Below are 25,349 nucleotides of genomic sequence, written 5' to 3' on the forward strand. Positions count from 1 at the left end.
TTCCATCTTGCACCATCCGGCGCCGGCCGCGCGCCACGGCCCTGCCGCCGCTCCGCCAAGGCGTTCCGCCGAGGCGCTCCGCCAAGGCGTTCCGCCGAGGCGCCCCGCCGATCCGGGCAGCACCTGCCCGGGCCGGCCGCACCCGCGCGCTAGAGCAGCTGCCAGCTGACCCTGTGGTAGGGCGTGGGACCGGCGGCCCGCAGGGCCTCCTTGTGCGCCGTGGTGCCGTAGCCCTTGTTCTCGTCCCAGCCGTAGGCCGGGTATTGGGTGTGCAGCTCGCACATCATCGCATCGCGCTCGACCTTCGCCAGGATGCTCGCCGCGGCGACGCTGAGGCACTGCATGTCCGCCTTGACCAGCGTGTGAACGGGGGCGTCGCAGCCGGGTTCCGCGGGGGCATCGTCAAACAGTGAGGGCTGCAGATCCGGCGAGAGCCAGTTGTGGCTGCCGTCCAGCAGGACCACCTCGGGCCTAACACCCGTGGCCAGGACGGCGAACCAGGCGCGGTTGCCGGCCAGCCGGAGGGCGCCGATGATCCCGAGCTCGTCAACCTCATTCGCGGACGCATGCCCGACGGCGGACGCGACGCTCCAGTCCCGGACCAGCGGCACCAGCCGCTCCCGGTCCGCGACCTTGAGCAGCTTGCTGTCCCGGACATCGGCCAGAAGCTTCTGCTGTTGCAGGTCCACGACGACGATCCCCACGCTGACGGGCCCGGCGAGGGCACCGCGGCCCACCTCGTCGATGCCCGCGAGGAGCCGGGCGCCGGAGCTGCGGAAGCGGTGTTCGTAGTCGAGGGTGGGGGCGACGGACATGGCGGGAGGCTTACTTTCCGTTCGGGGCCGGCACGCTGCGGAAGACGTTCGGATAGTTGTCGAGCGCGGACATCCTGTTCAGCGGCCAGGCGATGACGGCGGCTTTGCCTTCGATGTCGGACTCGTTGACGAAGCCGCCGTTGGTGTCCATGTGGGCGCGGGAATCCGCGGAGTGGTTGCGGTTGTCGCCCATGACCCAGACCTTGCCCGCGGGCACGACGACGTCGAAGTCTTTGACCTGGGGAATCTCCGCGGCGTTGATGTAGGTCTCGTCCAGCGGCGTGCCGTTGACGGTGAGCTGGCCGCCGGCGTCGCAGCAAACCACGTGGTCGCCGGGGAGGCCGATGACGCGCTTGACGAGGTGCTGTTCGGAGTTGTCCGGCAGCAGGCCGACAAAGGTCAGGCCGTCCTGCACCCAGGTGAACGGGCCCTTCGTCTTCTCCGCTGCGGGGGCCAGCCAGCCCTGGCTGTCCCGGAACACCACGACGTCCCCGCGTTGGAGCGCCATGGGCTCGGGCACGAGGAGGTTGACGAAGATGCGGTCGTTCACGTCCAGGGTGTTGACCATGGATTCAGACGGGATGTAGAAGGCCCGGAACAGGAAGGTCTTGATCAGGAAGGACAGCACGATCGCCACGATGACTACTGTGGCAACCTCCTTCAGCCACAGGAACAACGGGCTGTGCCCTTCACGGGCTTGCGCCCTCCGTGCCCGCCGGGAGGATGGCTCGGCGTGGGCGGGCCCGGAGGGCCGCTCCCTGCCGCTCCGATCAGCCCGCCGCGCTCCGGCGCTTTCGCCCTGCGACGGCCCAGGCGGCGACGTCGGCGCAACAGCCGGCACAGCACCGTCACCGTTTCCTGCCACCGCACCTGCACCCTGGCCGGCTTCCGCCCCGGCGGCGGGCTCGTCCGCGACCCGTGCCTGCGGCAGCCGGGTGGTGGGGTGTTCCGCCGGCTCGTCCCCGGGAATCGCCGAGGCGGTAACCCGGGGTCCGTCCTGGCCCTGCGGATCAGGAGTGCGCGGTTCGGTTTCGGGCATCTACTGTCCGTTCGTCGTCGTCGTTGTCGCGGCTGGTTCGGGCCGCGCTACTGCTGCAAATCTATCAAGCGGCCAGATGATCTGTACCGGCCTGCCGATCACGCGTTCCAGCGGCACCATCCCGCCGCCTGGGGCGCCGAGGAGGCTCCGGGAATCGGCCGACATGGAGCGGTGGTCCCCCATCAGCCAAAGCCGCCCGGCCGGCACCTCAACACTGAATTTCATTTCGCTCGGGGTGTCCCCCGGGTACACATAGGGTTCCGCAACTTGCTGGCCGTTGACTGTGAGCCGGCCGCCGGCGTCGCAGCACACCACGCGGTCGCCGGGCAGTCCAATGACGCGCTTGACGTATGTCGTGTCGCTGCCCGCGAGGCCAAGCCAGTGTCCGGCGTCGGAGATGGCATCCACGACGGGGCCGTTGCCACTGTTGAGCGGGGCGAAGGAGCCGCGGCCGTCGAAGACGACGATGTCTCCCCGGCCCAGGGGCTCAGCCTGGAAACCGGTGCGCGCCACCACGATCCGGTCCCCGGTGAGCAGCAGCGGTTCCATGGAGGCGGACGGGATGAAGTAGATGTCCAGCCACAGCGAGCGGACCACAGCGCTGATGGCCACGGCGAGCACCAGGGCCAGCAACGCAAAACGCCAGCCCGGTTTCCTGGGCTGGCGTTTTGGCTGTTCCATGTTCCGTATCCCCTGGCGCTGTTGTGAACTAATGTGCGCTGTTGCGGATAGTTCCGGCAACAAGCCGGGGACGGTCCGTGGACCCGCGGTAAAAGTCCCGGAGGGACTTACTTGCCGGTCTGGAAGTCGCGCTTTTCCTTGATCTTCGCGGCCTTACCACGCAGGTTACGCATGTAGTAAAGCTTGGCGCGGCGCACGTCACCCTTGGAGACGAGCTCGACCTTGTCGATGATCGGGGAGTGCACCGGGAAGGTACGCTCTACGCCGACACCGAAGGAGACCTTGCGGACGGTGAAGGTTTCGCGGACGCCATCGCCCTGGCGGCCCAGGACGAAGCCCTGGAAGACCTGGACGCGGGAATTCTTGCCTTCGATGATGTTCACGTGAACCTTGATGGTGTCACCCGCGCGGAACTCGGGAACATCGGTGCGCAGCGAGGCTGCATCTACGGAATCGAGGATATGCATTGATCCACTCCTGGTGAACGCCACAGGTCACTCACGTTGGGTTACGGCGGTCAAGCCCGGGAGCCTTGGCCGCCCGGAAATTCCGCCGAAAGTTTGTCGATCCGGCCCTGTCAGGAATAGACGGGACCGGGGTGCCCGGCTGTTGGCAGCGCTCCCCCTGTGGCAGGTTCGCGACCCAGCAGGCACAAGTCCTAATTTTGCCACATTTTCTGCGGGTTAGCCCAATCCCGGCGGTTAGGCGTCGGGACGGCGCACCAGGTGGCCGTCGACGACGTCGTACCCCAGGTCCGCGAACGCCGTGCGGTCCGCGCGGGGCAGCTTGCCGGCGTCGAACTCCGCAAGGAGGTCGGGGCGGCGTTCGGCGGTGCGCCGGTACTGTTCGTGCCGGCGCCACTGGGCGATCTTGCCGTGGTTGCCACTGAGCAACACCGCCGGGACGTCACGGTCCCGCCAGCTGGAGGGCTTGGTGTAGACGGGGTACTCGAGCAACCCGTCCGAGTGGGACTCCTCCACGAGGGACTCGGGGTTGCCGACGACGCCGGGCAGCAGCCGCCCGATGGCCTCCACCATGGCCAGCACGGCGACTTCGCCGCCGTTGAGCACGTAGTCCCCCAGGCTCATGGGCCGGACGGTGAAGTGGTCCGCGGCCCATTCCAGGACCCGCTCATCGATACCCTCGTACCGGCCGCAGGCGAAGACCAGCTGGTCCTCCTCGGCGAGTTCGTGGGCTGTGGCCTGGGTGAACCGCTCCCCCGCCGGCGACGGGACAATGAGCACGGGCTTGCCGGCGGACCCGACTTCCCCGGCGTCGTTGGCTTCGGTGGCTTCGTTGGCATGTTCGCCGGCAGCGTCTGTGCCTTCGGCGCGCCCGGCGGCCACGAGGGCTACGGCGGTGAGCGCCTGCGCCCATGGCTCGGGCTTCATGACCATGCCGGCTCCGCCGCCGTAGGGGGTGTCATCCACCGTCCGGTGCCGGTCGGTGGTGAACTCGCGCAGGTCATGGACCCTCAAGTCCAGCAGGCCGTCCTGGCGGGCCTTGCCGATCAGCGACAGTTCCAGCGGGGCCAGGTACTCCGGAAAGATGCTGACGACGTCGATTCTCATCTACGCGTTGCCCTGCTCGTCGAGGTCCCCGGCGGATGCGCCCTGCGCTTCGGGCTTCTGCTGCTCGGGCGCCTCGTCGGTGTTGACCTCGAACAGTCCGGGCGGCGGGGTGACGAGGACGTACTTTTCGCCCACGTTGACCTCGGGGACGATCTGCTCGACGAACGGGATCAGGACTTCCGCGCCCTCGGCCGTGGTGACCACCAGCAGGTCCTGGACCGGCAAGGTGTGCAGCGCGGAGACCTTGCCGACGACGCTGCCGCCGACCCGGACCTCCAGGCCCACGAGCTCGTGCTCGTACCAGCCCTCATCGTCGTCGTCGGCGCCGATGTCCTCGGTTTCGATGAAAAGTTTCGCCCCGCGCAGGCCCTCTGCCTCGTTGCGGGTCTCAATCTCATCGAAGGCCAGCAGCAGGATGTCTTTGTTCCAGCGGGCGCTGAACACCGTCAGCGGCCCGGCCGAGGCAGGCTCCACGATGAACTTCGTGCCGGGGACAAAGCGGTCGCCGGGCGCGTCGGTGAGCACCTGGACGGTCACTTCGCCGCGGATGCCGTGGGGCTTGCCGATTCGTGCCACCTGGAGCTGCATCTGTTCCTCTGTTCGGGGTTGGTGAATCTGTACTGCTGGTGCGTAAATACAGGAAAGTAATAGGGGAAAACAGTCCGGCCCCTCCACCGTTATCTGGTGAAGGGGCCGGACTTAAGACAAGTACTGCTGAACGCGTTACCGGCGGCGGTCGGTGTCGACGACGTCGACCCTGACCGGCTCGCCGTCCGCCAGCGCCGCAACCACAGTGCGCAATGCGCGTGCGGTCCGGCCCTGCCGGCCGATCACCCGTCCGAGGTCGTCCTGATGAACGCGCACCTCGAGGGTTTCCCCGCGGCGGTTGTTCTTCGCACTGACCTTGACGTCCTCGGGGCTGTCAACAATCCCGCGGACCAGGTGTTCGAGCGCTTCTGCCAGCAATTTACTCAGCCTCGGTGGTCTCTGCTTCGGCGGCGTCGGCGGGAGCCTCGGCAGCTTCGTCCTTCTTGGCCTTCTTGGTGATGGCTTCCGGGATGATCACGGAACCCTTTTCCGGGGTAACGAAGGCAGCCTTGGGAGCCTTGGTCTTCAAGGTTCCCTCCTGGCCGGGCAGACCCTTGAACTTCTGCCAGTCACCGGTGATCTTGAGGATCGCGGCAACCTGCTCGGACGGCTGTGCGCCGACGCCGAGCCAGTACTGGGCACGGTCCGTGTCGACCTCGATGTACGAGGGCTCTTCGGTCGGGTGGTACTTGCCGATCTCTTCGATGGCACGGCCATCACGCTTGGAGCGTGAGTCCATGACGACGATGCGGTAGTACGGTGCGCGCATCTTACCGAAGCGCTTAAGGCGAATCTTTACGGCCACTTTTGTGGTCACTCCTGTTTCTGAAACGGGGTCGAGCCCGGCGTTCTGCACCCGTGGGGCGGGCCGTACTTGGGGGTTCTAAAGGACAAGATCCGGACGCGGAGAGAGGGGCCACGCAGATCGAGTACCTGTTCATTGTGCCAGATCACCGGCAGGATTTCGACTTGACACGGGCCCAGCCCGGCGGAACGGGTCCTGCAGGGGGCGATCCGGGCCGGTCAGGAGGTCCAGACGTAGAGACCGGACTTGGTGGCGGGGTCCACTCCGGCGGCGAGCTCGGCGATCCGGCGGACATAGCCCCGGGCCGCGTCCGGACCGAAGGGCATGTCCTCCTCGGCGGCCCAGTTGGCCGCGACGTCCTCGAGGACGTCCCCTTCCCCTTCGGTTTCGTAGCTGAGCAGCTCCGCCAGCGTGCGGATCATCGCGGCGGGCACGCCAAGCAGCGAGTCGCTGGCCACGTCAACCATCGCCAGTTCGTAGTCCGCGCCGGGGGCGTGCACGGCCACGCCGGCGAGGTCGCCCAGCCGCTCCACCTCAAAGTCACTGATGTCCGGGATGCGAACGGCCTCCGGCGTGGCCGGGCCGCCGCCTTCGAGTGCGCCGGCGCGCTTGAGGGCTCCTTCGTGGGTGGACACAAAGATTTCGGTGAATCCCATGCAGCTCGTCCTTAGGGTTCGGCGGTACGTGGTCCGCTGTTTTCGCACGTCACTTCAGCCTAGCGCTTCGGCCCGGCTGCGCCTGGACTGGACATGCCCTCCGCTGGCCGCGGCCAATGGACATAGCGGCACTATGTCCACTCGTGGCCACGGCAAATGGACATGTCCCGCGGCCCGGCCAGCCACACGGGGACACGGGACACGGGGACACGGGGACACGCCCACTGCTGGCCCCGGCCACGCGCCCGGGCTGGCCCTGACACGCCGCCACCTCCCGCGGATATGCCCTCCGCTCGCCCCGGCCAATGGACATATAGGCGCTGTGTCCACTGGTGGCAGCGGCAAATGGACATGTCCCTCGGCCCGGCCAGCCGGATGGGGACATGTCCACCTCTGGCCCACTGCGCTGGGCAAGTCCCTCAGGGCTCGGACTTAGCGAACCGCGACGCGGATCCGGTTGCGCCAGGGGTCCTCGAAGCGCAGCTCGGCGCCGGTGTGGTGCGAGTCGACGCCGGCGGCTTGGAGCCGCTCCGCCAGGGCTCCGACGTCGTCGCCGGACGGCACTTCGATCAGCACCTCGCCCAGGCCCAGCGTGTCGCGCCGGGGGCCGGCACCGCGGCTGTTCCACACGTTCATGGCCATGTGGTGGTGGTAGCCGCCGGCCGAGACGAACAATGCCTGACCGTGCCAGCCCGCGGTCTTCTCGAAGCCGAGCGTGCCGACATAGAACTCTTGCGCCGACGCGACGTCGCCCACCTGCAGGTGGACATGCCCGACGCCGGCGGCGGCCTCGCGCTGGCCGGCCACGGACGCCTCGGTCAGGTGCTGCTGCAGGTAACGCTGCGGCGGCAGGGCGAGGCTGTCCATGACGACGTTCTTGCCCTCCCAGGACCAAGCCTCCCGCGGCCGGTCCCAGTAAAGCTCGATGCCGTTGCCTTCGGGGTCGTTGAAGTAGAAGGCCTCACTGACGAGGTGGTCCGCGCTGCCAGTGAAGGACTGGGGCTCGTACTGGGCGGCGCTGGCGATGGTGGCCGCCAGGGAGTGCTGGTCCTCGAAGAGCAGGGCGGTGTGGAACAGCCCGGCCTCGCCACGGGAGGGCAGGTTCAGGCCCGGCGCGGGGGCCAGATGGACCAGCGGTTTCTGCCGGCGGCCAAGGTAGAGCCCGCCGTCCTGTTCGGCCACCGCCTCCAAGCCGAGGGCGCGCTGGTAGTAATCGGTCATGAGCTTCATGTCGCCGACCTTGAGCATCACGGTGCCCATGGTGAGTTCGGCAGGGAGGAGGTCCTGGGTGCTGGCTTCTGCGGTCATTGAAACGCTCCGGTGTTCTGGGGCCACCGGCTCTCGGTGACCTGTCATAGAGTTAAATTACTTGAAGCTTCAATTTATTCCTAGCGGATGAGGTGGCCGCGCAACACAATGTGCTTGAGTTGCCGCAGCGTCGCCGGATTTTTCCGCGGATCCTCTGGCGTGACCAGGACATCGGCGCTTGCGGCTTCGCCGATGGAGTCCGCGCCGAGCCAGGTCCTCGCGGACCAGCTCGCGGCGTCGAGGGCGGCAGCGGCGGGCAGGCCGGCTGCGTGCAGGGCCTGGATCTCGTCGACAATCCGGCCGTGGCTGATGACACTGCCGGCGTCGGTCCCGGCATAGATGGCCAGCCCGGCCTCGTAGGCTTCGAGGACCCGCTCGGCGCGCCGCTCCCACAGCGAGCGCATATGGGCGGCGTAGCGCGGAAACTTGGCCTCCGCCCGCGCCGCGATGTCCGGGAACGTGGCGATGTTGATCAGGGTGGGCACGATCGGGACGCCCTGTTCGAGGAAGCGCGGCAGGTGCCGCGGCAGCAATCCGGTGGCGTGCTCGATGCAGTCGATCCCGGCGTCGAGCATGTCATCCAGGGTGTTTTCGGCGAAGCAGTGCGCGGTGACGCGGGCCCCTTCATCGTGGGCGGCCTGGATGGCGTCCTTGACCGTGCGGGCCGGAAAGCTGGCGGCGAGGTCGCCGACGTCGCGGTCGATCCAGTCCCCCACCAGCTTGACCCAGCCATCGCCTGCACGGGCCTGCTTCCGTACGGCCTCGACGAGATCGCCGGGCTCGACCTCGACGGCCAGGCCGCGCAGGTAGCGCCGGGCCCTGGCGATGTGCCGGCCGGAGCGGATGATCCGGGGAAGGTCCTGGCGCTGCTGGAGCCAGCGGGTGTCGTGGACGGCGCCGGCATCGCGGACCAGCAGCGTCCCGGCGTCGCGGTCCGCCAGGGCTTGGGATTCCGCGGTGGCCTCGGAGACGTCCCCGCCCGGGCCAAGGCCGATGTGGCAGTGTGCGTCCACGAGCCCGGGCATGACCCAGCCGTCCAGCACGCGGTCCGGCGCGTCGGCGGGACGGTCGAAGGTCAGCAGGCCGTCCACCGCCCAGAGCCCGCGGCGTTCCTGGTCCGCCGCGGTGAGGATGGGGCCGGTGAACTCGATGATGCTGGTCATGGCCTACAGCCTAATCCGCATGACGATCCGCCGGCCCAGCCCATCCAGGCCCAGTTGCGCTTCGTGGATCCGCAGGGCGCCCAATGCCGGCCCCGGCTCGGCGAGTTCCTCAAAGCCGCAGCTTGCGTAAAACGGGGCATTGAACGGAACGTCCGCGAAAGTGCACAGCGTCATCCATGCATAGCCCCGGCCGCGGGCCGCGTCGATGGCCGAGTGAACCAAGGACCGCCCAATCCCCCGTCCGGCAGAGTCCGGATGTACGGAGAGTTGTTCCAGGTGGGCCTGGCTGCCGACTTCGTCCACGCGGGCGAATCCCACAGGCGGGCTTCCGGCGACCAGTACGAAGAGCGGCTCAACCGGCGTCGTCATTTCCGGGGACGGGAGCGCCTGGTTCCCCAATGCCGCTTCAAGGAGGCGGTCGGCCGCGGCCTCGAGAACCGGCAGCGCCGCGAGGTCTTCCGGCGTCGCCGTCCTGGTGCGGGGCACGGGCCCGGGCAGAGTCACAATTCCACGCTAACACTGCCGCCTGGCCGGGTGCCGTCACACTCGGCAGGCTTCCAGTGGGCCTGTGGTAGCTTCGTCTACGACCACACGGGTGCCCTTGCAGGGGCTGAGATCGGGCTAGCGCAGCCTGCGACCGTTGAACCTGTCCGGGTAATGCCGGCGAAGGAAGTGAGTAATCCTTTGAGCACCACAGAAACACAGCACAGCCCTGCCCAAAAGAAGCCAGCAGTCACTACCCAGTCGCTGAAGTCCCACTCGCTGGCCTTCACCGCGGATCCGGAGCACGGCATCCGCGTCCCGGTGACCGAGATCGCCCTGGAACCCTCCCCGGGCGGTGTCGCGAACGCTCCGTTCCGGGTCTACCGCACGGCCGGCCCGGGCAGCGATCCGGTCCGCGGGCTGGAGCCGTTCCGGGCTCCCTGGATCGAGGCGAGGGCGGACACCGAACCCTACGCCGGCCGGGAACGGGAGCTTCTCGATGACGGCAAGTCGGCGGTCCGCCGGGGTGCGGCGTCGGCCGAATGGCAGGGCGGGCGCCCGGTGCCGCGCCGCGCCGTCGAGGGCAGGACCGTCACGCAGATGCGCTACGCCCGCGACGGCGTCATCACCCAGGAAATGCGGTTCGTCGCGCTGCGCGAGAACTGCGATGTGGAGCTGGTGCGCAGCGAGGTGGCCGCGGGCCGCGCGATCATTCCTAACAACGTCAACCACCCCGAATCGGAGCCGATGATCATCGGCAAGGCGTTCCTGGTGAAAATCAACGCCAACATCGGCAACTCGGCCGTGACCAGCTCCATCGCCGAGGAGGTCGACAAACTCCAGTGGGCCACGCAGTGGGGCGCGGACACGGTGATGGACCTCTCCACCGGTGATGACATCCACACCACGCGCGAGTGGATCATCCGCAACTCCCCCGTGCCCATCGGCACCGTCCCGATCTACCAGGCGCTGGAGAAGGTCAACGGTGAGGCCAACGCCCTAACCTGGGAGATCTTCCGGGACACCGTGATCGAACAGTGCGAGCAGGGCGTGGACTACATGACCATCCACGCCGGGGTGCTGCTGCGCTATGTGCCCCTGACGGCCAACCGGGTCACCGGCATCGTCTCCCGCGGCGGCTCCATCATGGCCGGCTGGTGCCTGGCGCACCACCAGGAGAACTTCCTGTACACCCACTTCGACGAGCTGTGCGAAATCTTCGCGAAGTACGACGTCGCGTTCTCCCTGGGTGACGGGCTGCGGCCCGGCGCGACGGCGGATGCCAACGACGCGGCGCAGTTCGCCGAGCTGGACACCCTGGCCGAGCTCACGCAGCGGGCCTGGGAGTTCGATGTGCAGGTCATGGTGGAGGGTCCCGGGCACGTGCCCTTCCACCTGGTCCGGGAAAACGTGGAACGCCAGCAGGAACTCTGCAAGGGCGCACCCTTCTATACGCTCGGGCCGCTGGTCACCGACATTGCGCCCGGTTATGACCACATCACCTCGGCGATCGGCGCCACCGAGATTGCCCGCTTTGGCACCGCCATGCTCTGCTACGTCACGCCCAAGGAGCATCTCGGGCTGCCGAACAAGGATGACGTGAAGACCGGGGTGATCACGTACAAGATCGCCGCCCATGCCGCCGACCTCGCCAAGGGCCACCCCGGCGTCCACGAACGAGACGACGCCCTGTCCAAGGCGCGGTTTGAGTTCCGCTGGCGGGACCAGTTCGCCCTGTCCCTTGACCCGGTGACGGCCGAGGCCTTCCACGACGAGACGCTTCCCGCGGAGCCGGCCAAAACCGCGCACTTCTGCTCGATGTGCGGTCCCAAGTTCTGCTCCATGCGGATCAGCCAGGACATCCGGGATGAGTACGGTACCGGCAACTATGGTTCTGTCGATTCGCAGGCTGCCCTGGCGCAGATGGCGGCCGGGATGCGGGCGAAGAGCAGCGAGTTCCTCGCCTCCGGCGGCAAGGTCTACCTGCCGGAGCCTGCCGTGGGCGGACCGACAGCGTCCTAGCAGGCCCGGGCGTGCTGGTGCCGGCTGACCTCGGCGATGAACGATCGGATCGTCCGGTCGCCGTCCGTTGAATCCTGGGGCCGGTGCCCGCCCGCGGCCGTGCGGTGCAGGGCGCCGGTCTCGCGCAGGTAGCCGGCGATTTCCTCATACAGCGGTTCCCAGCCGCCGGTCAGGACCAGCGTCGGCACGCCCGGCACGATTTGCAGCGGCGCCTCCCACGGCGGGGCCTGCAGCCGCAGCCGGCGCGCCGCGCGGAGCGCCTCCGGCGTCGTGGCCCCCGGGGCCTCGGCCGCGAACGCGCGGCGGATGAACTCGCGCTGGAAGTCCTCGTCGCTGAGGTTGTGCCGGACATCGTAGAGCGGCTGCATAAGGGCCCGGTGCGCGGCGGTGGCCGGGAGTTCCGCGGTCAAGGACAGGCAGGCCGGCTCCACCAGGGTCAGCGACTGGACGAGGTCGGGCCGTTCGACGGCGGCCATCATGGCGGCGATGGCGCCCTGCGAATGGGCCACCACATGGCCGCCGGCCTCGCCGCGGCCATCGTCCGCCAGCGAGGCGAGCACGATGGCGGCGTCGGCGGCGAAGTTGGTTTCCAGCGGTTCCGCGACGGCATCAAAACCGTGCCTCCGCAGGAACAGGGCGTCGTAGTCCAGCGCCATTCCGTGCTGCTTGGGCCAAGCGGCGGCGCCGAAGCTGCCATCCCCGTGGACGAAGACTACGCGCTGCTTGAACATTGTCTAACCCTATGGCACATCAGTGCTGATGCCGCCGGCGACACAGTCCCGGCGGCATCAGCAGCTGCAGCTACTTGCTGCCGCCGAGGAACTTGTCGAAGCCCTTGGGCAGGTTCAGCTGGGACGGATCGAAGTCGCCGCCCTGCTGGCCGAACGACGCTCCGGTGGGCAGGGCCTTGGCGCCGGCGGCACGCCGGGCCTCGGCGTCGCGCAGTTCCTGCGCGGCCTTGGCCGGGTTGCCGGAGCGTGCCTTCTTCTTGGGCGCGGATTTGGCTCCCTTGCGGGCACCGCCCCCGCCGCCCATCCCGGGCATCCCCGGCATTCCGGGCATGCCGCCGCCGGCAGCCATCTTCTTCATCATCTTCTGGGCCTGGGCGAAGCGCTCCAGCAGGCCGTTGACCTCGGAGACGTGCACGCCCGAGCCGCGGGCGATGCGGGCCCGGCGCGAGCCGTTGATGATCTTCGGGGCCACGCGCTCGTGCGGGGTCATGGAGCGGACAATGGCCTCGACCCGGTCGATCTCGCGCTCGTCGAACTGCTCGAGCTGCTGCCGGATGTTCTGCGCACCCGGCATCATCATGAGCATTTTCTTCATGGAGCCCATGTTGCGGATCTGCTGCATCTGGGCGAGGAAGTCATCGAGCGTGAAGTCTTCCTGGTCGGCGAATTTCTTCGCCATCCGGGCCGCTTCGTCCTTGTCCCAGGACTTCTCGGCCTGTTCGATCAGGGTGAGCACGTCACCCATGTCCAGGATGCGCGAGGCCATCCGGTCCGGGTGGAAGAGCTCGAAGTCGTCCACGCCTTCGCCGGTGGACGCGAACATGACCGGCTTGCCGGTCACCGATGCGACGGACAGCGCGGCACCGCCGCGGGCGTCGCCGTCGAGCTTGGACAGCACGATGCCGGTGAAGTTGACGCCTTCGTCGAAGGCCAGGGCGGTGTTGACGGCGTCCTGGCCGATCATGGAGTCGATCACGAACAGGACTTCGTTGGGGACGATCGCGCGGCGGATCTGGCGCGCCTGCTCCATCATGTCCGCGTCGACGCCGAGACGGCCGGCGGTGTCCACGATCACGACGTCGTGCAGGGTGCGTTTGGCTTCCTCGACGCCGGCACGGGCGACGGCGACCGGGTCACCGGCGGGGTGGTCCAGTTCGGTGGAGGTGGCACCCGGGTGCGGGGCGAACACGGGAACGCCGGCGCGCTGGCCGACCACCTGCAGCTGGGTGACGGCGTTGGGGCGCTGGAGGTCACAGGCCACCAGCATGGGGCTGTGACCCTGGGACTTGAGCCACTTGGACAGCTTGCCGGCCAGGGTGGTCTTACCGGCACCCTGGAGACCGGCCAGCATGATGATGGTGGGGCCGGTCTTGGCCAGGCGGATCCGGCGGGTCTCGCCGCCGAGGATCTCGACGAGTTCCTCGTTGACGATCTTCACGATCTGCTGGCTCGGGTTCAGCGCCCCGGAGACCTCGGCGCCGAGGGCACGCTCGCGCACGCGGCCGGTGAACTCCCGGACCACGGGCACAGCGACGTCGGCGTCCAGAAGGGCACGCCGGATCTCGCGGACTGTGGCGTCAACGTCCGCCTCGGTCAGGCGGCCCTTGCCACGCAGATTCTTGAAGGTTGCTGTCAACCGGTCAGAGAGTGAATTGAACACGCGCCGTGCACTTCTTTCAGTGGATGTACAGGTGGCGGCCGGTGCGGCACGCCAGCGTCGCGACTGGTGTTCGCCTGGGCGAACCGCCACGACAACAGGACTCGACTATCTAGGGTACCAAGATGCGCCTTCAAGATGGCATGCTGGCTTAGGTGACCAGCCAAACAACTGTAAAAACCCTGCTCATCCTGGGCGCCTCCGGCGATCTTACCGGCAGGCTCCTGTTGCCGGGGCTGGCCCGCCTGGTGGCCCGGGGCCGCGCCGACGGCCTCACCCTGGCCGGAGCCGGATCGGACCCCTGGACGCCGGAGCAGTGGCTGGGCCGCGTCGAGGACTGCTTCGCGGACGAGGACGCCCAGGCCGACGCCCACGGCAAGCGGGAACTCAAGCGGATCCGGCAGGACAGCACCTACCACCAGCTCGATGTCACGGCCGAGGGCCAGCTCGCCGGGCTGCTGGCCCGGCTGGAGGGCCCCGTGGCCGTCTATTTCGCCCTCCCGCCGCGTGTCAGCCAGCTCGCGTGCGAAGCGCTCGCGCCGGAGGACGTGCCCGCGGGAACCCGGCTGGTCATGGAGAAACCGTTCGGCTCGGACGAGCAATCCGCACGGCACCTGAACAGGACGCTGGCCGCACTGGTCCCGGAGGACCACATCCACCGGGTGGACCACTTCCTCGGCAAGGCCACGGTCCTGAACATCCTGGGCCTGCGCTTCGCGAACACCTTCCTGGAGCCGGTGTGGAACCGGCAGCACATCGAAAAGATCGAGATCATTTTCGATGAGGACCTCGCCCTCGAGGGCCGCGCCCGCTACTACGACGGCGCCGGGGCCCTCCGCGACATGATCCAGAGCCACCTGCTGCAGATCATGGCCCTCATGGCCATCGAGCCGCCGGCCTCCGTGGACGAACGCGACCTCCGCGATGCCGTGGCCACGGTGCTGCGGGCCAGCAGCATCCAGGCCCCGTACCGCCAAAGCACCCGCCGGGCACGGTACACCGCGGGTTCGATCGACGGCCGGAAAATTCCGGACTACACCAAGGAGGACGGCGTGGACGCGGCCCGGGGCACCGAGACCCTGGCCGAGGTTCAGGTGCAGATCGGGAACTGGCGCTGGCAGGGCGTGCCGTTCATCCTCCGCTCGGGCAAGGCACTGGGCAAGAAACGCAAGGAGGCCGTGGTGACCTTCCGGCCGGTGCCGCACCTGCCCAAGGGCTTCACCGGTGTGGACGCCCCCAACCAGCTGCGGATCGGTTTTGGCCCGGACACCCTGCAGTTCGACGTCGACGTGAACGGCCCGGGCGATGTCCTGAGCCTGGACCGGGCCACGCTGCAGGCCGAGCTGAGCGCCTCCGGGCTCCTCCCTTACGGCGAAGTGCTCGAGGGCGTCCTGACCGGTGACCCGCTGCTCTCGGTGCGGGCCGATACGGCCGAGGACTGCTGGCGCATCCTGGCGCCGGTGCTGAAGTCCTGGACCGCGGGGCACGTCCCGCTGGAGGAATACCCGGCCGGGACCGCGGGCCCGGACGGCTGGCCGGCCTAGCAGTGAGGAACAACTAGCAGAAACCCCCAGCAGCGGACACGACAAAGCGGGCCGGATGCCTCAGGCATCCGGCCCGCAGTGTCAGCGCCGCGTTATCTGTTCCCAGTACCGGGGCGGAGCGGGGAGCAGCTAGATCGCTGCCGAACCGCGCTCTCCGGTGCGGACCCTGACAGCCTCGAACACATCCATCGTCCAGACCTTGCCGTCGCCGGCCCGGCCGGTATTCGAACTGGCGATGATGACATCGAGGATGTCGTCCGCCTGTTCGTCGGTGGCCAGGACTTCGACCCGGATCTTGGGCAGGAGGTCCACGTTGTACTCGGCGCCGCGGTACACCTCGGTGTAGCCGCGCTGCCGGCCGTAGCCGCTGGCTGCGCTGACGGTGAGGCCCTGCACACCGTAGGCTTCCAGGCCTTCGCGGATAGCCTCAAGCTTTTCCGGACGGACGATTGCTGTGATCAGTTTCATGCCCCCACACTTTCCTTACCCGTTGCGTTGTGCTTGCCGTTGGACGAGACGTCCACCGGCGTTTCGGAGACTGTGTCTTCCTCCACCTGCGGCTTGCCGGTGATCAGTTCGTGCAGCGGCTGGAAGCTGCCGCCGTGCCCGCCGACGCCGAACTCGTAAGCGGTCTCTGCGTGCAGGCTCAGGTCCACACCGACGACTTCCTGTTCCTGGGAGACCCGGAAGCCCATGAGCTTGTGGATCGGGAAGGCGATGATGAAGGTCATGACGGCTGTGAAGGCGATGGCCATCAGGGCCGCGAGGGTCTGGGCAACCAGCTGCGTGGTGCCGCCGCCGTAGAACAGGCCCGCAGCGCCCTGGGTCGGGGTGGCGAGGAAGCCGATCGCCACGGTGCCGATGACACCGGAGACGAGGTGGACGCCGACGACGTCGAGCGAGTCGTCGTAGCCGAACTTGAACTTCAGGCCGACGGCGAGGGCGGAGGCCAGACCGGCCACGACGCCGAGGGCGATCGCGCCGAGCGGGGAGACGTTGGCGCAGGCCGGGGTGATGGCGACGAGGCCGGCGACCACGCCGGAGGCTGCACCGAGCGAAGTCGGGTGACCGTCACGGTAGCGTTCCACGGCGAGCCAGCCGAGCATGGCGGCGGCCGGGGCGGCCAGGGTGTTGATCCAGATCAGGCCGGCCTGCTCCACGGTCGCAGCGGCACCGGCGTTGAAGCCGAACCAGCCGAACCACAGGATGGCGGCGCCGAGCATGACGAACGGAATGTTGTGCGGGCGGTGGTTCGGGTCCTTGCCGAAGCCCTTGCGGTTGCCGATGATCAGGACCAGGATCAGGCCCGCGACGCCGGCGTTGATGTGGACCACGGTGCCACCGGCGAAGTCGATGACCGGCGCGAACGTCTGGCCGAACCAGCCGCTGGCGGAAAACAGCCCGCCGCCCCACACCATGAACGCGAGAGGTGCGTAGACGAGGGTGGCCCAGATGGGGGTGAAGACCACCCAGGCGGAGAACTTGGCGCGGTCAGCGACGGCGCCGGAGATCAGGGCCACCGTGATGATCGCGAAGGTGGCTGCGTAGCCGACCTTGAGCAGATCAGCAGGTTCGGTGAACCCGTGCAGTCCGAAGTGGCTGAACGGGTTGGCGAAGATCTGGAAGAAGTTGTCCTCGTTGCTCGTAGCCATCGAAGCGCCCCACAGGACCCACATGATGCCCACGGTTCCAATGGCGACGAAGCTCATCATCATCATGTTCAAAGCCGACTTGGCGCGAGTCATGCCGCCGTAGAAGAATGCCAGGCCCGGGGTCATGAACAGCACGAGTGCCGCGGCGACCAGGAGCCAAACGAGACCTGCGGTGAGTTCCATGGTCTACGTCCTCTCTTGCAATAGGTGCGGACTAGTCCGCCGGTCCCAACGCATTATTTGCGTTCTACAACGAGTTTCGCGGGGCTGTGTTTCGCTGGCGGAGGATTTAGATTGCCGGGTTGTTACAAGAACCTCCCGGACGTAAATGGTGCATCTCACACTTGTTACGGTTATGTTTCATCGGTTTAATTCCGCGCTTGAAAGACCCGCCGCCAGCCGGCCCCGTATCAGCCAAGGACGAACGCATCATGAGCAACACCTCCCGCCCCGCCGGCGAAGCCGCAGCCACGGTTCCCTCCCCGGACCCGGGGCGCTCCCGGCTGCCCCGGGACATCAAGGTGATGTTGGTGGCGGCGTTCCTGATCGCCATCGGTTTTGGCCTCGTCGCACCCGTTCTCCCGCAGTTCGCCACCACGTTCGACGTCGGCGCGACGGCGGCCGCCGTGATCGTGAGCATCTTCGCGTTCATGCGGCTCGTCTTCGCCCCGGCGGGCGGCGCCCTGATCGTGAAGCTGGGCGAACGGCCCGTCTACGTCGCGGGCCTGCTGATCGTGGCGGCGTCGACGGCGGCGTGCGCGTTCGCCCAGGACTACTGGCAGTTGCTGGTCTTCCGCGGCCTGGGCGGGGCGGGCTCGGTGATGTTCACGGTGGCGTCGATGGCGCTCGTGGTCGGGCTCGCGCCGCCGGAAAGCCGCGGCCGGGTCTCCGGGGCCTACGCCTCAGCGTTCCTGATCGGCAACGTCTGCGGCCCGATCGTGGGCGGCCTGCTCGCCAGTTTTGGCCTGCGGGTGCCGTTCCTTGCGTACGCGGCGGCCCTGGTGCTGGCGGCCCTCGTGGTGCAGACCCAGCTCAGCCACGTCCCGGCCGCCTCGCGCCAGGCCGGAGCGAAGGCCCCGGCGATGGAACTCAAGGACGCGCTGCGGGACAGCGCCTACCGGGCCGGCCTGTTTTCGAGCTTCGCCAACGGCTGGGCCACCTTCGGCGTGCGGATGGCCACGGTGCCGCTCTTCGCCGTCGTGGCGCTTGGCGCGGGCCCGGAATCGGCTGGCTGGGCCCTGGCCGTGTTTGCCGGCGGAAACGCGGTGGCCCTGACGTTCTCCGGCCGCCTCGCGGACACCCTGGGCCGCAAGCCGCTGCTGCTGGCCGGGCTGCTGGTTACCGGCACGGCCACCGCGGCCATCGGGTTCACGCACCAGTTGCCCTGGTTCCTGCTCGCCTCCGCGTGTGCCGGGATCGGCTCCGGGCTGCTGGGCCCGGCCCAGCAGGCCGCCATCGCGGACGTGATCGGCAACGAGCGCTCCGGCGGCCGCGTCCTCGCGGTCTTCCAGATGGCCTCCGACAGCGGGGCGATTGTGGGGCCAGTGGTGGCGGGGCTGCTGGCGGACCGGCTGGGCTACGGATGGGCCTTCGGGGTCACCGGCGGCATGCTGTTGGCCGCCGCCGCCGTGTGGTTGCCGGCCCGCGAAACGTTCCGCCGGCTGGCCCCGGACCCCGCCTGACCTGCGGCGTTGCCGCCACGGGTCCGAAGTGCAGGGAGCCGCGTCCACGACCCTGTCCAGATACTTGTCCTGGACCTTGCTCCGGACGTTCCGGTCAGCGGCGGCCGCCGCCCTTGGCTAAGCTGGGGGCACGTGCCACAATCTTCCGGAGGTAATCCCCCATGGCCAGATTCGACTCTTCCCCCGGGAAAGCCGATAGCCCCAACCCCGCCGATCCCGCGAACGCGGGACGATCCGCAGGAAAAACAGCGGGGAAAAGGAAGCGCGCACGGCTGATCGCCGGCGCCGGAATCGTCGCCGTCGTCGCCGCAGCGGCGGTGCTGGCTCCAATCGCCCTCGGCAACCCGGCGCCCACCCCGCCGGCCGCTTCCGAACCGGCGCAGTCCACCCCGGCGCCCACTCCCGCCGAGGTGGGACCCGCGGTCACCTCCTACCAGCAGCCGGGTCCGCCGGCCGGGTCGCCTCTGGAAAAAGTTGAGCCCCTCAAGCTCGACGTCTCCAACGACCTTGTGGGCACCTCCCTGAACAAGGGCCTGACGGGAATTTCCCTGGAGGCCACGGACCTGGCCGACCCCGATCTCAGCAGCGGCAACGCGTCGATGGTCAAGCTCCTCAAGGAGATCGACCAGCCCGTCCTGCGCTTCGGCGGCAACGCCGTGGACCGGCGCTTCTTCTGGACCTCCACGGGCGAGGCTGTCCCCGGTGACTACAAGGGCGACAAGACGCACCCGGTCAAGGCCGTCGGCCCGGCAGACCTGGCCCGGCTAAAGACCCTGCTGGAGGCCAGCGACGCCAAGGTCAGCCTCACGGTGGACCTTGGCCATTACAACCCGGCCCGGGCCGCGGACATGGTCAAGAACGCCTCGGAGATCTTCGGCGACCGGCTGCTGAGCATCACGGTGGGCAACGAGCCCAACGGCTTCGTCTTCAACGACGTCAAGACCGGCAGCGGCTACAGCCTGGAGCAGTACGTCCGGGAACTGAAGGACTACGCCAACGCCATCTATGCCGTGGCCCCCAACGTGCCGATCTCCGGGCCAGGCGCCTATGACCAGAAGTGGTGGCAGCCGTTCATCGATGCGGACATTCCGCAGAAAAAGATCCTGTCGTTCCATAACTACCCGCTCTACAGCTGTGACGGCAGTGACCCCAAGGGCTCGCCCACCATGGCCAACCTGATGAGCCAGCTGATGCACGACCGTGCCGCTGACTATCAGCAGTCGGCCATCAAGGTCGGACAGGCCGCGGGCCTGGAAACCTGGCTCCCGGAAACCGGGATCGCAGCCTGCCCCGGCTCCAACGAGACATCCCGCACCCACGCCTCGGCCCTGTGGGCGGCTGACTATTCCCTCAATGCCGCCCAGCTGGGCATCACCCGGATTGGCTTCCACAGCTCCCTGCTCACGTGCAAGGGCGGCCCGCCCCTGTCCGCCATCTGCAGCGCCGGCGCTTACCCGTTCGGCAATGGCCAGATGTCCGGTCGCGCGAACTTCTTCGGCATCTCCATGGTGGCCGAGCTCGAGGCCGGCAAGTTCATGAAGCTGAACAGCTCCGGAGGCGGCCTGGCGTTCAGCTATGCGCTGCAGAACGCTGACGGCAGCACCAGCGTGGTGATCGTCAACGAAAACGACCCCGAAAAGGCCGCGCAGACCGACGTCACCCTGAACCTGCCGGGCAAGCCGGTGACCGGAACAATGACCCAGCTCAGCGGCCCCAGCTACAAGGCTGAGGACCAGACCGTCATCGACGGCGCCAAGACCGAGCCGACGCCCCTCGCCAAACGTGCCACGGTGCCCGGGTTCGCGTACAAGTCCCAGGCGCAGCAGTTCAAGCTGACCGCGGGAACAGTGACGGTTCTGAACTTCAAGTACTAGCCGCTGCAAGGCAATTACTTCAAGGAAATAAAGTGTGCCCCGGTCCTTCTGAAGGACCGGGGCACTCTTTGTTGCCCAGCGTGTTGTTGCCCAGCGTGCTAGTTCAGCAGCGCATCCACGAAGCCTTCGGCGTCGAACGGCGCGAGGTCGTCGGCGCCTTCGCCCAGGCCGATCAGCTTCACCGGGACGCCGAGGGACTTCTGGATGGCGACGACGATGCCGCCCTTGGCGGTGCCGTCCAGCTTGGTCAGGACGATCCCGGTGATGTTGACCACCTCGGAGAACACCCGGGCCTGGTTGAGCCCGTTCTGGCCGGTGGTGGCGTCCAGGACCAGCAGCACCTCGTCGACTTCGGCAAGCTTTTCGATGACGCGCTTGACCTTGCTGAGCTCGTCCATGAGGCCCACCTTGTTCTGCAGGCGCCCCGCGGTGTCGATCATGACCACGTCGACTTCCTGGTCGATGCCGGCCTTGACGGCCTCGTAGGCCACCGAGGCCGGGTCGGCACCGTCGATGTCCGACTTCACGGTGGGCACGCCGACGCGCGAGCCCCACGTGGCCAGCTGCTCGGAGGCGGCGGCCCGGAAGGTGTCCGCGGCGCCCAGCAGCACGTCCTTGTCCTCGGCTACCAGCACGCGGGCGAGCTTGCCCACGGTGGTGGTCTTGCCGACGCCGTTGACGCCCACCACCATCATGACGGCAGGCTTGCCGTCATGCCGCTCGATGTTCAGGCTGCGGTCCATGGTGGGGTCCACGAGCTTGATCAGTTCCTCGCGGAGCAGGGCCTTGACGTGCTCGGGGTCCCGCGTGCCGATCACCTTGACGCGTTCGCGGAGGGCGTCCACGAGCTGCATGGTCGGCTCGGTACCGAGGTCGGCCAGCAGGAGGGTTTCCTCGACTTCATCCCAGACGTTTTCGTCGATCTTGTCCGCCGAGAGCAGGGCCAGCAGTCCCTTGCCCAGGACGTTGTTGGACTTGACCAGCCGCTCGCGCAGCCGGGCGAGGCGTCCGGCCACCGGCAGCGGGGTTTCGACGGGCACGGTTTCCAGGCCGGCGGCGTCGTCCGGAACCTCGACAACTTCGGTTTCGTCCAGCCCGACGGAGTCCGGCGCGGTCCTTGCCGGTGCCGCCGGCGCAGGCGCGGGACGGTCCTCCACCAGCGTTCCGGCCCCCGGAGCCTGCACGGGGTCGTTTTCGTCCCGCGTGCCGAGATACTTCCTGGTGGTCTTCCGGGTCTTCATAAGCACCGGGATCAGCAGGCCGAGGACCACCAGGACAGCGAGAATGGGCAGAATAATGGGGAGGATGTCGTTCACTCCCCTAGCTTCTCACAAACCCCAAATGGGCCGTGGCCAGCGATTACGTTCTGCTTAGACCTCAGCACCGAGCCGCTGGCTGATCACCGTGGAAACGCCGTCGCCGCGCATTGTCACGCCGTACAGCGCGTCGGCGACTTCCATGGTGCGCTTCTGGTGCGTGATGACGATCAGCTGGCTGGATTTGCGGAGCTCTTCGAAGATGGTGATGAGCCGGCCCAGGTTGGTGTCATCGAGGGCGGCCTCGACCTCGTCCATGACGTAGAAAGGCGAGGGCCGCGCCTTGAAGATGGCCACCAGCAGCGCCACGGCAGTCAGGGAACGTTCTCCGCCGGAGAGCAGCGAGAGGCGCTTGATTTTCTTGCCGGCCGGGCGGGCTTCCACTTCGATGCCGGTGGTGAGCATGTCCGAGGGGTCGGTCAGGACCAGCCGGCCCTCGCCGCCGGGGAACAGCCGGGCGAACACGCGGACAAACTGCCGGGAGGTGTCCTCGAACGCTTCGGCAAAGACCTTCTGGACGCGGTCGTCGACTTCCTTGATGATGTCCAGCAGGTCCTTGCGGCTGGATTTCAGGTCCTCGAGTTGGGTGCTGAGGAACTGGTGGCGCTCCTCGAGCGCGGCGAACTCCTCGAGCGCCAGCGGGTTGACCTTGCCGAGGGCCGAGAGGTCGCGTTCGCCGCGTTTGAGCCGTTTCTCCTGCTCCTCCCGGACGTAGGGCTTGCCCTCGGCGATTTCGCGACCGTCCTCGTCCACCGGGGTGCGCAGGGCGGCCCACTTGTCCCCCGGGTCGTCGGCCGGCACCGGGACGGGCCGGTCCGGACCGTAATCGGCCACCAGCTGTTCGGCAGTAAGGCCGAGCTCCTCCACACTCTTCAGTTCCAGCGCCTCGATCCGCAGCCGCTGCTGCGTGCGGGCAAGCTCGTCGCGGTGCACGGAGTCGGTGAGTTCGGCCAGCTCGCGGGCCAGGACGTCGTTGCCGCTGCGGACCCCGGCAAGGTCACGCTCCATGGCTTCCCGGTGTTCCTCGGCGCCGTCCCGATCGCGCCGGGCCAGTTCCACGGACACGTCGATGAACCCGATCACCTGCTGCGCGGCATCGGCGACGGCGGCGGCGCGCCCGGCCTGGAGCCGTCGGCGGCGGGCCCGTTCCGCGGCTTCCTCACGGGCGCGGCGCTCGGTGGCGGCGGCCCGTTCCAGCGATGCTGCCCGGTTCCGGGTGGCCGTGAGTTGCTCCTCGGCGCTGCGCAGGGCGAGCCTGGCCTCCATTTCGGCCGTGCGGGCCAGCGAGGCGGCCAGGGCCAGGGCGTCGCGGTGCTCCGGGGAGGGTTCCTGCTCCTCGGGGGCTTCGGTGGCAGCGGCAAGCCGTGCCGTCACGGCTTCCAGGGCGGCCTGCTCGCTGGCAATCTGGGCCTCGGCCCTGGCCAGGGACGCGGCCAGCCGGTCGCTCTCCCCGACAGCGCTGCGCAGCACCGCGTTCAGATGGCCCAGGCGTTCGGCAACGGCGGCGAGTTTCGCGTCGGAGTCGTGCAGTTTTGCGAGGGCCGCGTCCGCGCGGTCTTCAGCTTCGGCACGCCGGGCCCGGGCGGTGGAGAGGGCGAAGCGGTTGCGTTCGAGCCCGGCGGTGACCGTGGCCAGTTTCGCGGCGGCGTCGTCGACGGCGGCCTGGACCTCCAGGAGCGACGGCGCCGACGCGGAGCCGCCGGTCACCGCTAGGGCCGTCAAGACGTCCCCCGCCCGCGTCACGGCGGTGAGCTGCGGATGCGCGGCAATCAGCTGCGCCGCCGCATCCAGATCGTCGACGACGGCGATGCCCGCCAGCAAGGCGGGAAGCGGCAGCCCGGCGGCGTCCGGATCCGCGGCGGTAACCAGCTCGGCGGCCCAGCGTGCGCCGGCGGGAAGCGCAGCTGGAAATGTTGCCCCGGCGCGCGGCAACGTCCCCGCCGGGCCGTCGGCGAGCAGCAGCGCGGCGCGGCCGGCGTCGTCCTCCCGCAGCAGTCGCACGGCCGCGGCGGCCGTTTCCTGGTCCCGGACCACCACGGCATCGGAGGCACTGCCGAGTGCGGCGGCGACTGCGGCCTCGAATCCGGCCTCCACCGTGATCATTGCCGCCAGGGATCCCAGGACACCGGCGCCCAGTTCCCCGGAGGCCGCCCCGAGCACGTGCCCGGAACCGTCTTTGCGGTTCAGGCCGAGCTGGAGGGCATCGCGGCGGGCCACGAGGGCGCCGCGTTCCCGCTCCCCCTCACGCTCGGCCGCTTCCAGTTCGGCGATCCCGGCGATCACGGCGTCCAGGGCTGTGCTCGCGGCCTCGTAATCGGCGTCGAGCGATTCCTCGCCGTCCTCGACCCCCGCCACCTGCGTTTCCAGGGCCGTGAACTCGCTCTGCGCCTGCCGGCGGCGTTCCTCGCCCGCCTTCTGCGATTCGCGGAGGCGGCCGAGCTCGGACTGGGCAGACTCGACGCGGGATCGTGCGGCACCGACCTGTCCGGCGAGCTTGGCCCGGCCTTCGCGCCGGTCCGCGGCGGCCCGGAGCAGTGCCGCGAGCCGCTTGTCCTCGGCGGCGGCGGCCTGTTCGGCGTCCTGCTTGGTAGCTGTCGCGGCGTCGAGGGCTGCTGTCCGGTCCAGGATCTGCTGTTCCAGCCCGGCCTGTTCGTCACGGACACGGGCGGCCTGCTTCTCCAGCTGGTCCGGATCCCGGCCAGTGTCCGGAACCACATCCGCGGAGCCAAGCAGCCGGCGGCGTTCCTCGGCAAGGGAGCCGAGCGAGCGGAGCCGTTCGCGCCCGGTGGAGAGCGCATACCAGTTCTCCCGCGCGGCGTTCAGCGCCGGCGTCGCCTCGGCCGCGAGCCGTTCCAGGGCGGCCTGGCGCTGCCGGCCGGCGTCGAGCTCGCGTTCGACGACGGCGCGGCGTGCCTTGAGTGCGGATTCATCCGCGACGTCCTGCGCCAGCGCGGACTGCAGCCGGACCAGGTCGTCGGCCAGGAGGCGTGAGCGGGCGTCGCGGACCTCGAACTGGACGCTCTGGGCACGCCGGGCCACTTCCGCCTGTTTGCCCAGCGGGGTCAGTTGCCGCCGGATTTCGCCGGTGAGGTCGCTGAGCCGGGACAGGTTGGCCTGCATGGCCTCGAGCTTGCGGACCGTTTTTTCCTTGCGGCGGCGGTGTTTGAGGATGCCGGCGGCCTCCTCGATGAAGCCGCGCCGGTCCTCGGGGGTGGCGTGCAGGACCTTGTCCAGCTGGCCCTGGCCGACGATCACGTGCATCTCGCGGCCCAGGCCCGAATCGGAGAGCAGCTCCTGGATATCAAGCAGCCGGCAGCCGGCGCCGTTGATGGCGTACTCCGAGCCGCCGGTCCGGAACAGGGTGCGCGAGATCGTCACCTCGCTGTACTCAATGGGGAGGGCGCCGTCGCTGTTGTCGATGGTCAGCGAGACGTGGGCGCGGCCCAGGGGCGGGCGGCCCGAGGTGCCCGCGAAGATCACGTCCTCCATTTTGCCGCCGCGGAGGGTTTTGGCTCCCTGTTCGCCCATGACCCAGGCCAGCGCGTCCACCACATTGGATTTGCCCGAACCGTTGGGGCCCACCACGGCGGTGACGCCCGGTTCGAATTCGAAGGTCGTCGCTGAGGCGAACGACTTGAATCCCCGGACGGTCAGGCTTTTGAGGTGCAAGGTGTTTCGGGTCTCCTGCTCGGCGGACTGGGCCCGCTGTTCGACGTAGCCGGTTCGGAAAGGACGCGGGTGTTCGGGGCGGCCCCTGATACC

At 68.4% G+C, this 25,349-nt stretch carries 22 protein-coding genes and 1 riboswitch; of the genes, 4 read left to right on the forward strand and 18 right to left on the reverse strand.

The window, feature by feature from the left end; all coding sequences use genetic code 11:
* Window positions 1-149 precede the first annotated feature (149 nt).
* The 12 genes from AC1DDO_RS21715 to AC1DDO_RS21770 form a co-directional block, all read right to left on the reverse strand.
* The gene (locus AC1DDO_RS21715) at window positions 150-815 is read right to left on the reverse strand and encodes a ribonuclease HII (RefSeq protein WP_476972728.1); all 666 of its coding nucleotides are present in this window, start codon (window positions 813-815) and stop codon (window positions 150-152) included.
* 10 nt (window positions 816-825) lie between these two features.
* The gene (gene lepB / locus AC1DDO_RS21720) at window positions 826-1,854 is read right to left on the reverse strand and encodes a signal peptidase I (RefSeq protein ID WP_476972729.1); all 1,029 of its coding nucleotides are present in this window, start codon (window positions 1,852-1,854) and stop codon (window positions 826-828) included.
* Complete coding sequence (gene lepB / locus AC1DDO_RS21725; protein WP_476972730.1) at window positions 1,855-2,535, reverse strand: signal peptidase I; 681 nt, start codon at window positions 2,533-2,535, stop codon at window positions 1,855-1,857.
* Between the two features lie 107 nt (window positions 2,536-2,642).
* Window positions 2,643-3,002 (reverse strand): 50S ribosomal protein L19, encoded by a 360-nt coding sequence (gene rplS, locus AC1DDO_RS21730; RefSeq protein ID WP_441407644.1) that lies wholly within the window; start codon window positions 3,000-3,002, stop codon window positions 2,643-2,645.
* A 234-nt stretch (window positions 3,003-3,236) separates the two neighbouring features.
* The gene (gene trmD / locus AC1DDO_RS21735) at window positions 3,237-4,106 is read right to left on the reverse strand and encodes a tRNA (guanosine(37)-N1)-methyltransferase TrmD (RefSeq protein ID WP_476868921.1); all 870 of its coding nucleotides are present in this window, start codon (window positions 4,104-4,106) and stop codon (window positions 3,237-3,239) included.
* Window positions 4,107-4,694, reverse strand: a complete 588-nt coding sequence (rimM, locus tag AC1DDO_RS21740; RefSeq protein ID WP_476868922.1) for a ribosome maturation factor RimM — start codon at window positions 4,692-4,694, stop codon at window positions 4,107-4,109.
* A 135-nt stretch (window positions 4,695-4,829) separates the two neighbouring features.
* Entirely contained in the window at window positions 4,830-5,072 is a 243-nt protein-coding gene (locus AC1DDO_RS21745) for an RNA-binding protein (protein WP_018773450.1), read from the reverse strand.
* Between the two features lies 1 nt (window position 5,073).
* A complete protein-coding gene (gene rpsP, locus AC1DDO_RS21750) occupies window positions 5,074-5,499 on the reverse strand; it encodes a 30S ribosomal protein S16 (protein ID WP_026266438.1) in 426 nt (141 codons plus the stop codon).
* Between the two features lie 218 nt (window positions 5,500-5,717).
* Window positions 5,718-6,155, reverse strand: a complete 438-nt coding sequence (locus tag AC1DDO_RS21755; protein WP_476868924.1) for a hypothetical protein — start codon at window positions 6,153-6,155, stop codon at window positions 5,718-5,720.
* Between the two features lie 432 nt (window positions 6,156-6,587).
* Window positions 6,588-7,463: a VOC family protein gene (locus AC1DDO_RS21760; RefSeq protein ID WP_476972731.1), complete on the reverse strand. Its 876-nt coding sequence runs from the start codon at window positions 7,461-7,463 to the stop codon at window positions 6,588-6,590.
* Between the two features lie 80 nt (window positions 7,464-7,543).
* Window positions 7,544-8,626, reverse strand: a complete 1,083-nt coding sequence (locus tag AC1DDO_RS21765; RefSeq protein WP_476972732.1) for an amidohydrolase family protein — start codon at window positions 8,624-8,626, stop codon at window positions 7,544-7,546.
* A 3-nt stretch (window positions 8,627-8,629) separates the two neighbouring features.
* Window positions 8,630-9,130, reverse strand: coding sequence for a GNAT family N-acetyltransferase (locus AC1DDO_RS21770; RefSeq protein ID WP_476972733.1), 501 nt, complete (start codon window positions 9,128-9,130; stop codon window positions 8,630-8,632).
* Window positions 9,131-9,207: 77 nt separating this feature from the next.
* A riboswitch (TPP riboswitch) is annotated at window positions 9,208-9,315 on the forward strand.
* Here AC1DDO_RS21770 and thiC point away from each other — a divergent pair.
* A complete protein-coding gene (thiC, locus tag AC1DDO_RS21775; RefSeq protein WP_476972734.1) occupies window positions 9,311-11,131 on the forward strand; it encodes a phosphomethylpyrimidine synthase ThiC in 1,821 nt (606 codons plus the stop codon). (Overlaps the previous riboswitch by 5 nt.)
* Here the strand turns inward: thiC and AC1DDO_RS21780 are convergent.
* Together AC1DDO_RS21780 and ffh are read right to left on the reverse strand one after the other, a co-directional pair.
* Window positions 11,128-11,862 carry an alpha/beta fold hydrolase gene (locus AC1DDO_RS21780; RefSeq protein ID WP_476868929.1) on the reverse strand — a complete coding sequence of 245 codons (735 nt, stop codon included), beginning with the start codon at window positions 11,860-11,862 and terminating at the stop codon, window positions 11,128-11,130. The genes thiC and AC1DDO_RS21780 overlap by 4 nt on opposite strands.
* A 70-nt stretch (window positions 11,863-11,932) precedes the next feature.
* The gene (ffh, locus tag AC1DDO_RS21785; protein WP_441407635.1) at window positions 11,933-13,522 is read right to left on the reverse strand and encodes a signal recognition particle protein; all 1,590 of its coding nucleotides are present in this window, start codon (window positions 13,520-13,522) and stop codon (window positions 11,933-11,935) included.
* A 152-nt stretch (window positions 13,523-13,674) separates the two neighbouring features.
* Here ffh and AC1DDO_RS21790 point away from each other — a divergent pair, with 152 nt between their 5' ends.
* Entirely contained in the window at window positions 13,675-15,063 is a 1,389-nt protein-coding gene (locus tag AC1DDO_RS21790; protein WP_476868931.1) for a glucose-6-phosphate dehydrogenase, read from the forward strand.
* 129 nt (window positions 15,064-15,192) lie between these two features.
* Here AC1DDO_RS21790 and AC1DDO_RS21795 read toward each other — a convergent pair whose 3' ends face one another.
* Window positions 15,193-15,531 (reverse strand): P-II family nitrogen regulator, encoded by a 339-nt coding sequence (locus tag AC1DDO_RS21795; RefSeq protein WP_028276847.1) that lies wholly within the window; start codon window positions 15,529-15,531, stop codon window positions 15,193-15,195.
* Window positions 15,528-16,898: an ammonium transporter gene (locus AC1DDO_RS21800; protein WP_476868932.1), complete on the reverse strand. Its 1,371-nt coding sequence runs from the start codon at window positions 16,896-16,898 to the stop codon at window positions 15,528-15,530. The genes AC1DDO_RS21795 and AC1DDO_RS21800 overlap by 4 nt, the downstream gene beginning before the upstream one ends.
* 248 nt (window positions 16,899-17,146) lie before the next feature.
* On the opposite strand from AC1DDO_RS21800, the gene AC1DDO_RS21805 reads away from it, so the two are divergent.
* Together AC1DDO_RS21805 and AC1DDO_RS21810 are read left to right on the forward strand one after the other, a co-directional pair.
* Window positions 17,147-18,397, forward strand: a complete 1,251-nt coding sequence (locus tag AC1DDO_RS21805; protein ID WP_476972735.1) for an MFS transporter — start codon at window positions 17,147-17,149, stop codon at window positions 18,395-18,397.
* Between the two features lie 161 nt (window positions 18,398-18,558).
* Window positions 18,559-20,271, forward strand: coding sequence for a hypothetical protein (locus tag AC1DDO_RS21810; protein ID WP_476868934.1), 1,713 nt, complete (start codon window positions 18,559-18,561; stop codon window positions 20,269-20,271).
* Between the two features lie 98 nt (window positions 20,272-20,369).
* Here AC1DDO_RS21810 and ftsY read toward each other — a convergent pair whose 3' ends face one another.
* A complete protein-coding gene (gene ftsY / locus AC1DDO_RS21815; RefSeq protein ID WP_476868935.1) occupies window positions 20,370-21,587 on the reverse strand; it encodes a signal recognition particle-docking protein FtsY in 1,218 nt (405 codons plus the stop codon).
* A 54-nt stretch (window positions 21,588-21,641) separates the two neighbouring features.
* Window positions 21,642-25,256, reverse strand: coding sequence for a chromosome segregation protein SMC (gene smc / locus AC1DDO_RS21820; protein ID WP_476868936.1), 3,615 nt, complete (start codon window positions 25,254-25,256; stop codon window positions 21,642-21,644).
* Window positions 25,257-25,349: the final 93 nt, after the last annotated feature.

This window comes from Arthrobacter sp. 10N43, from assembly GCF_056394525.1.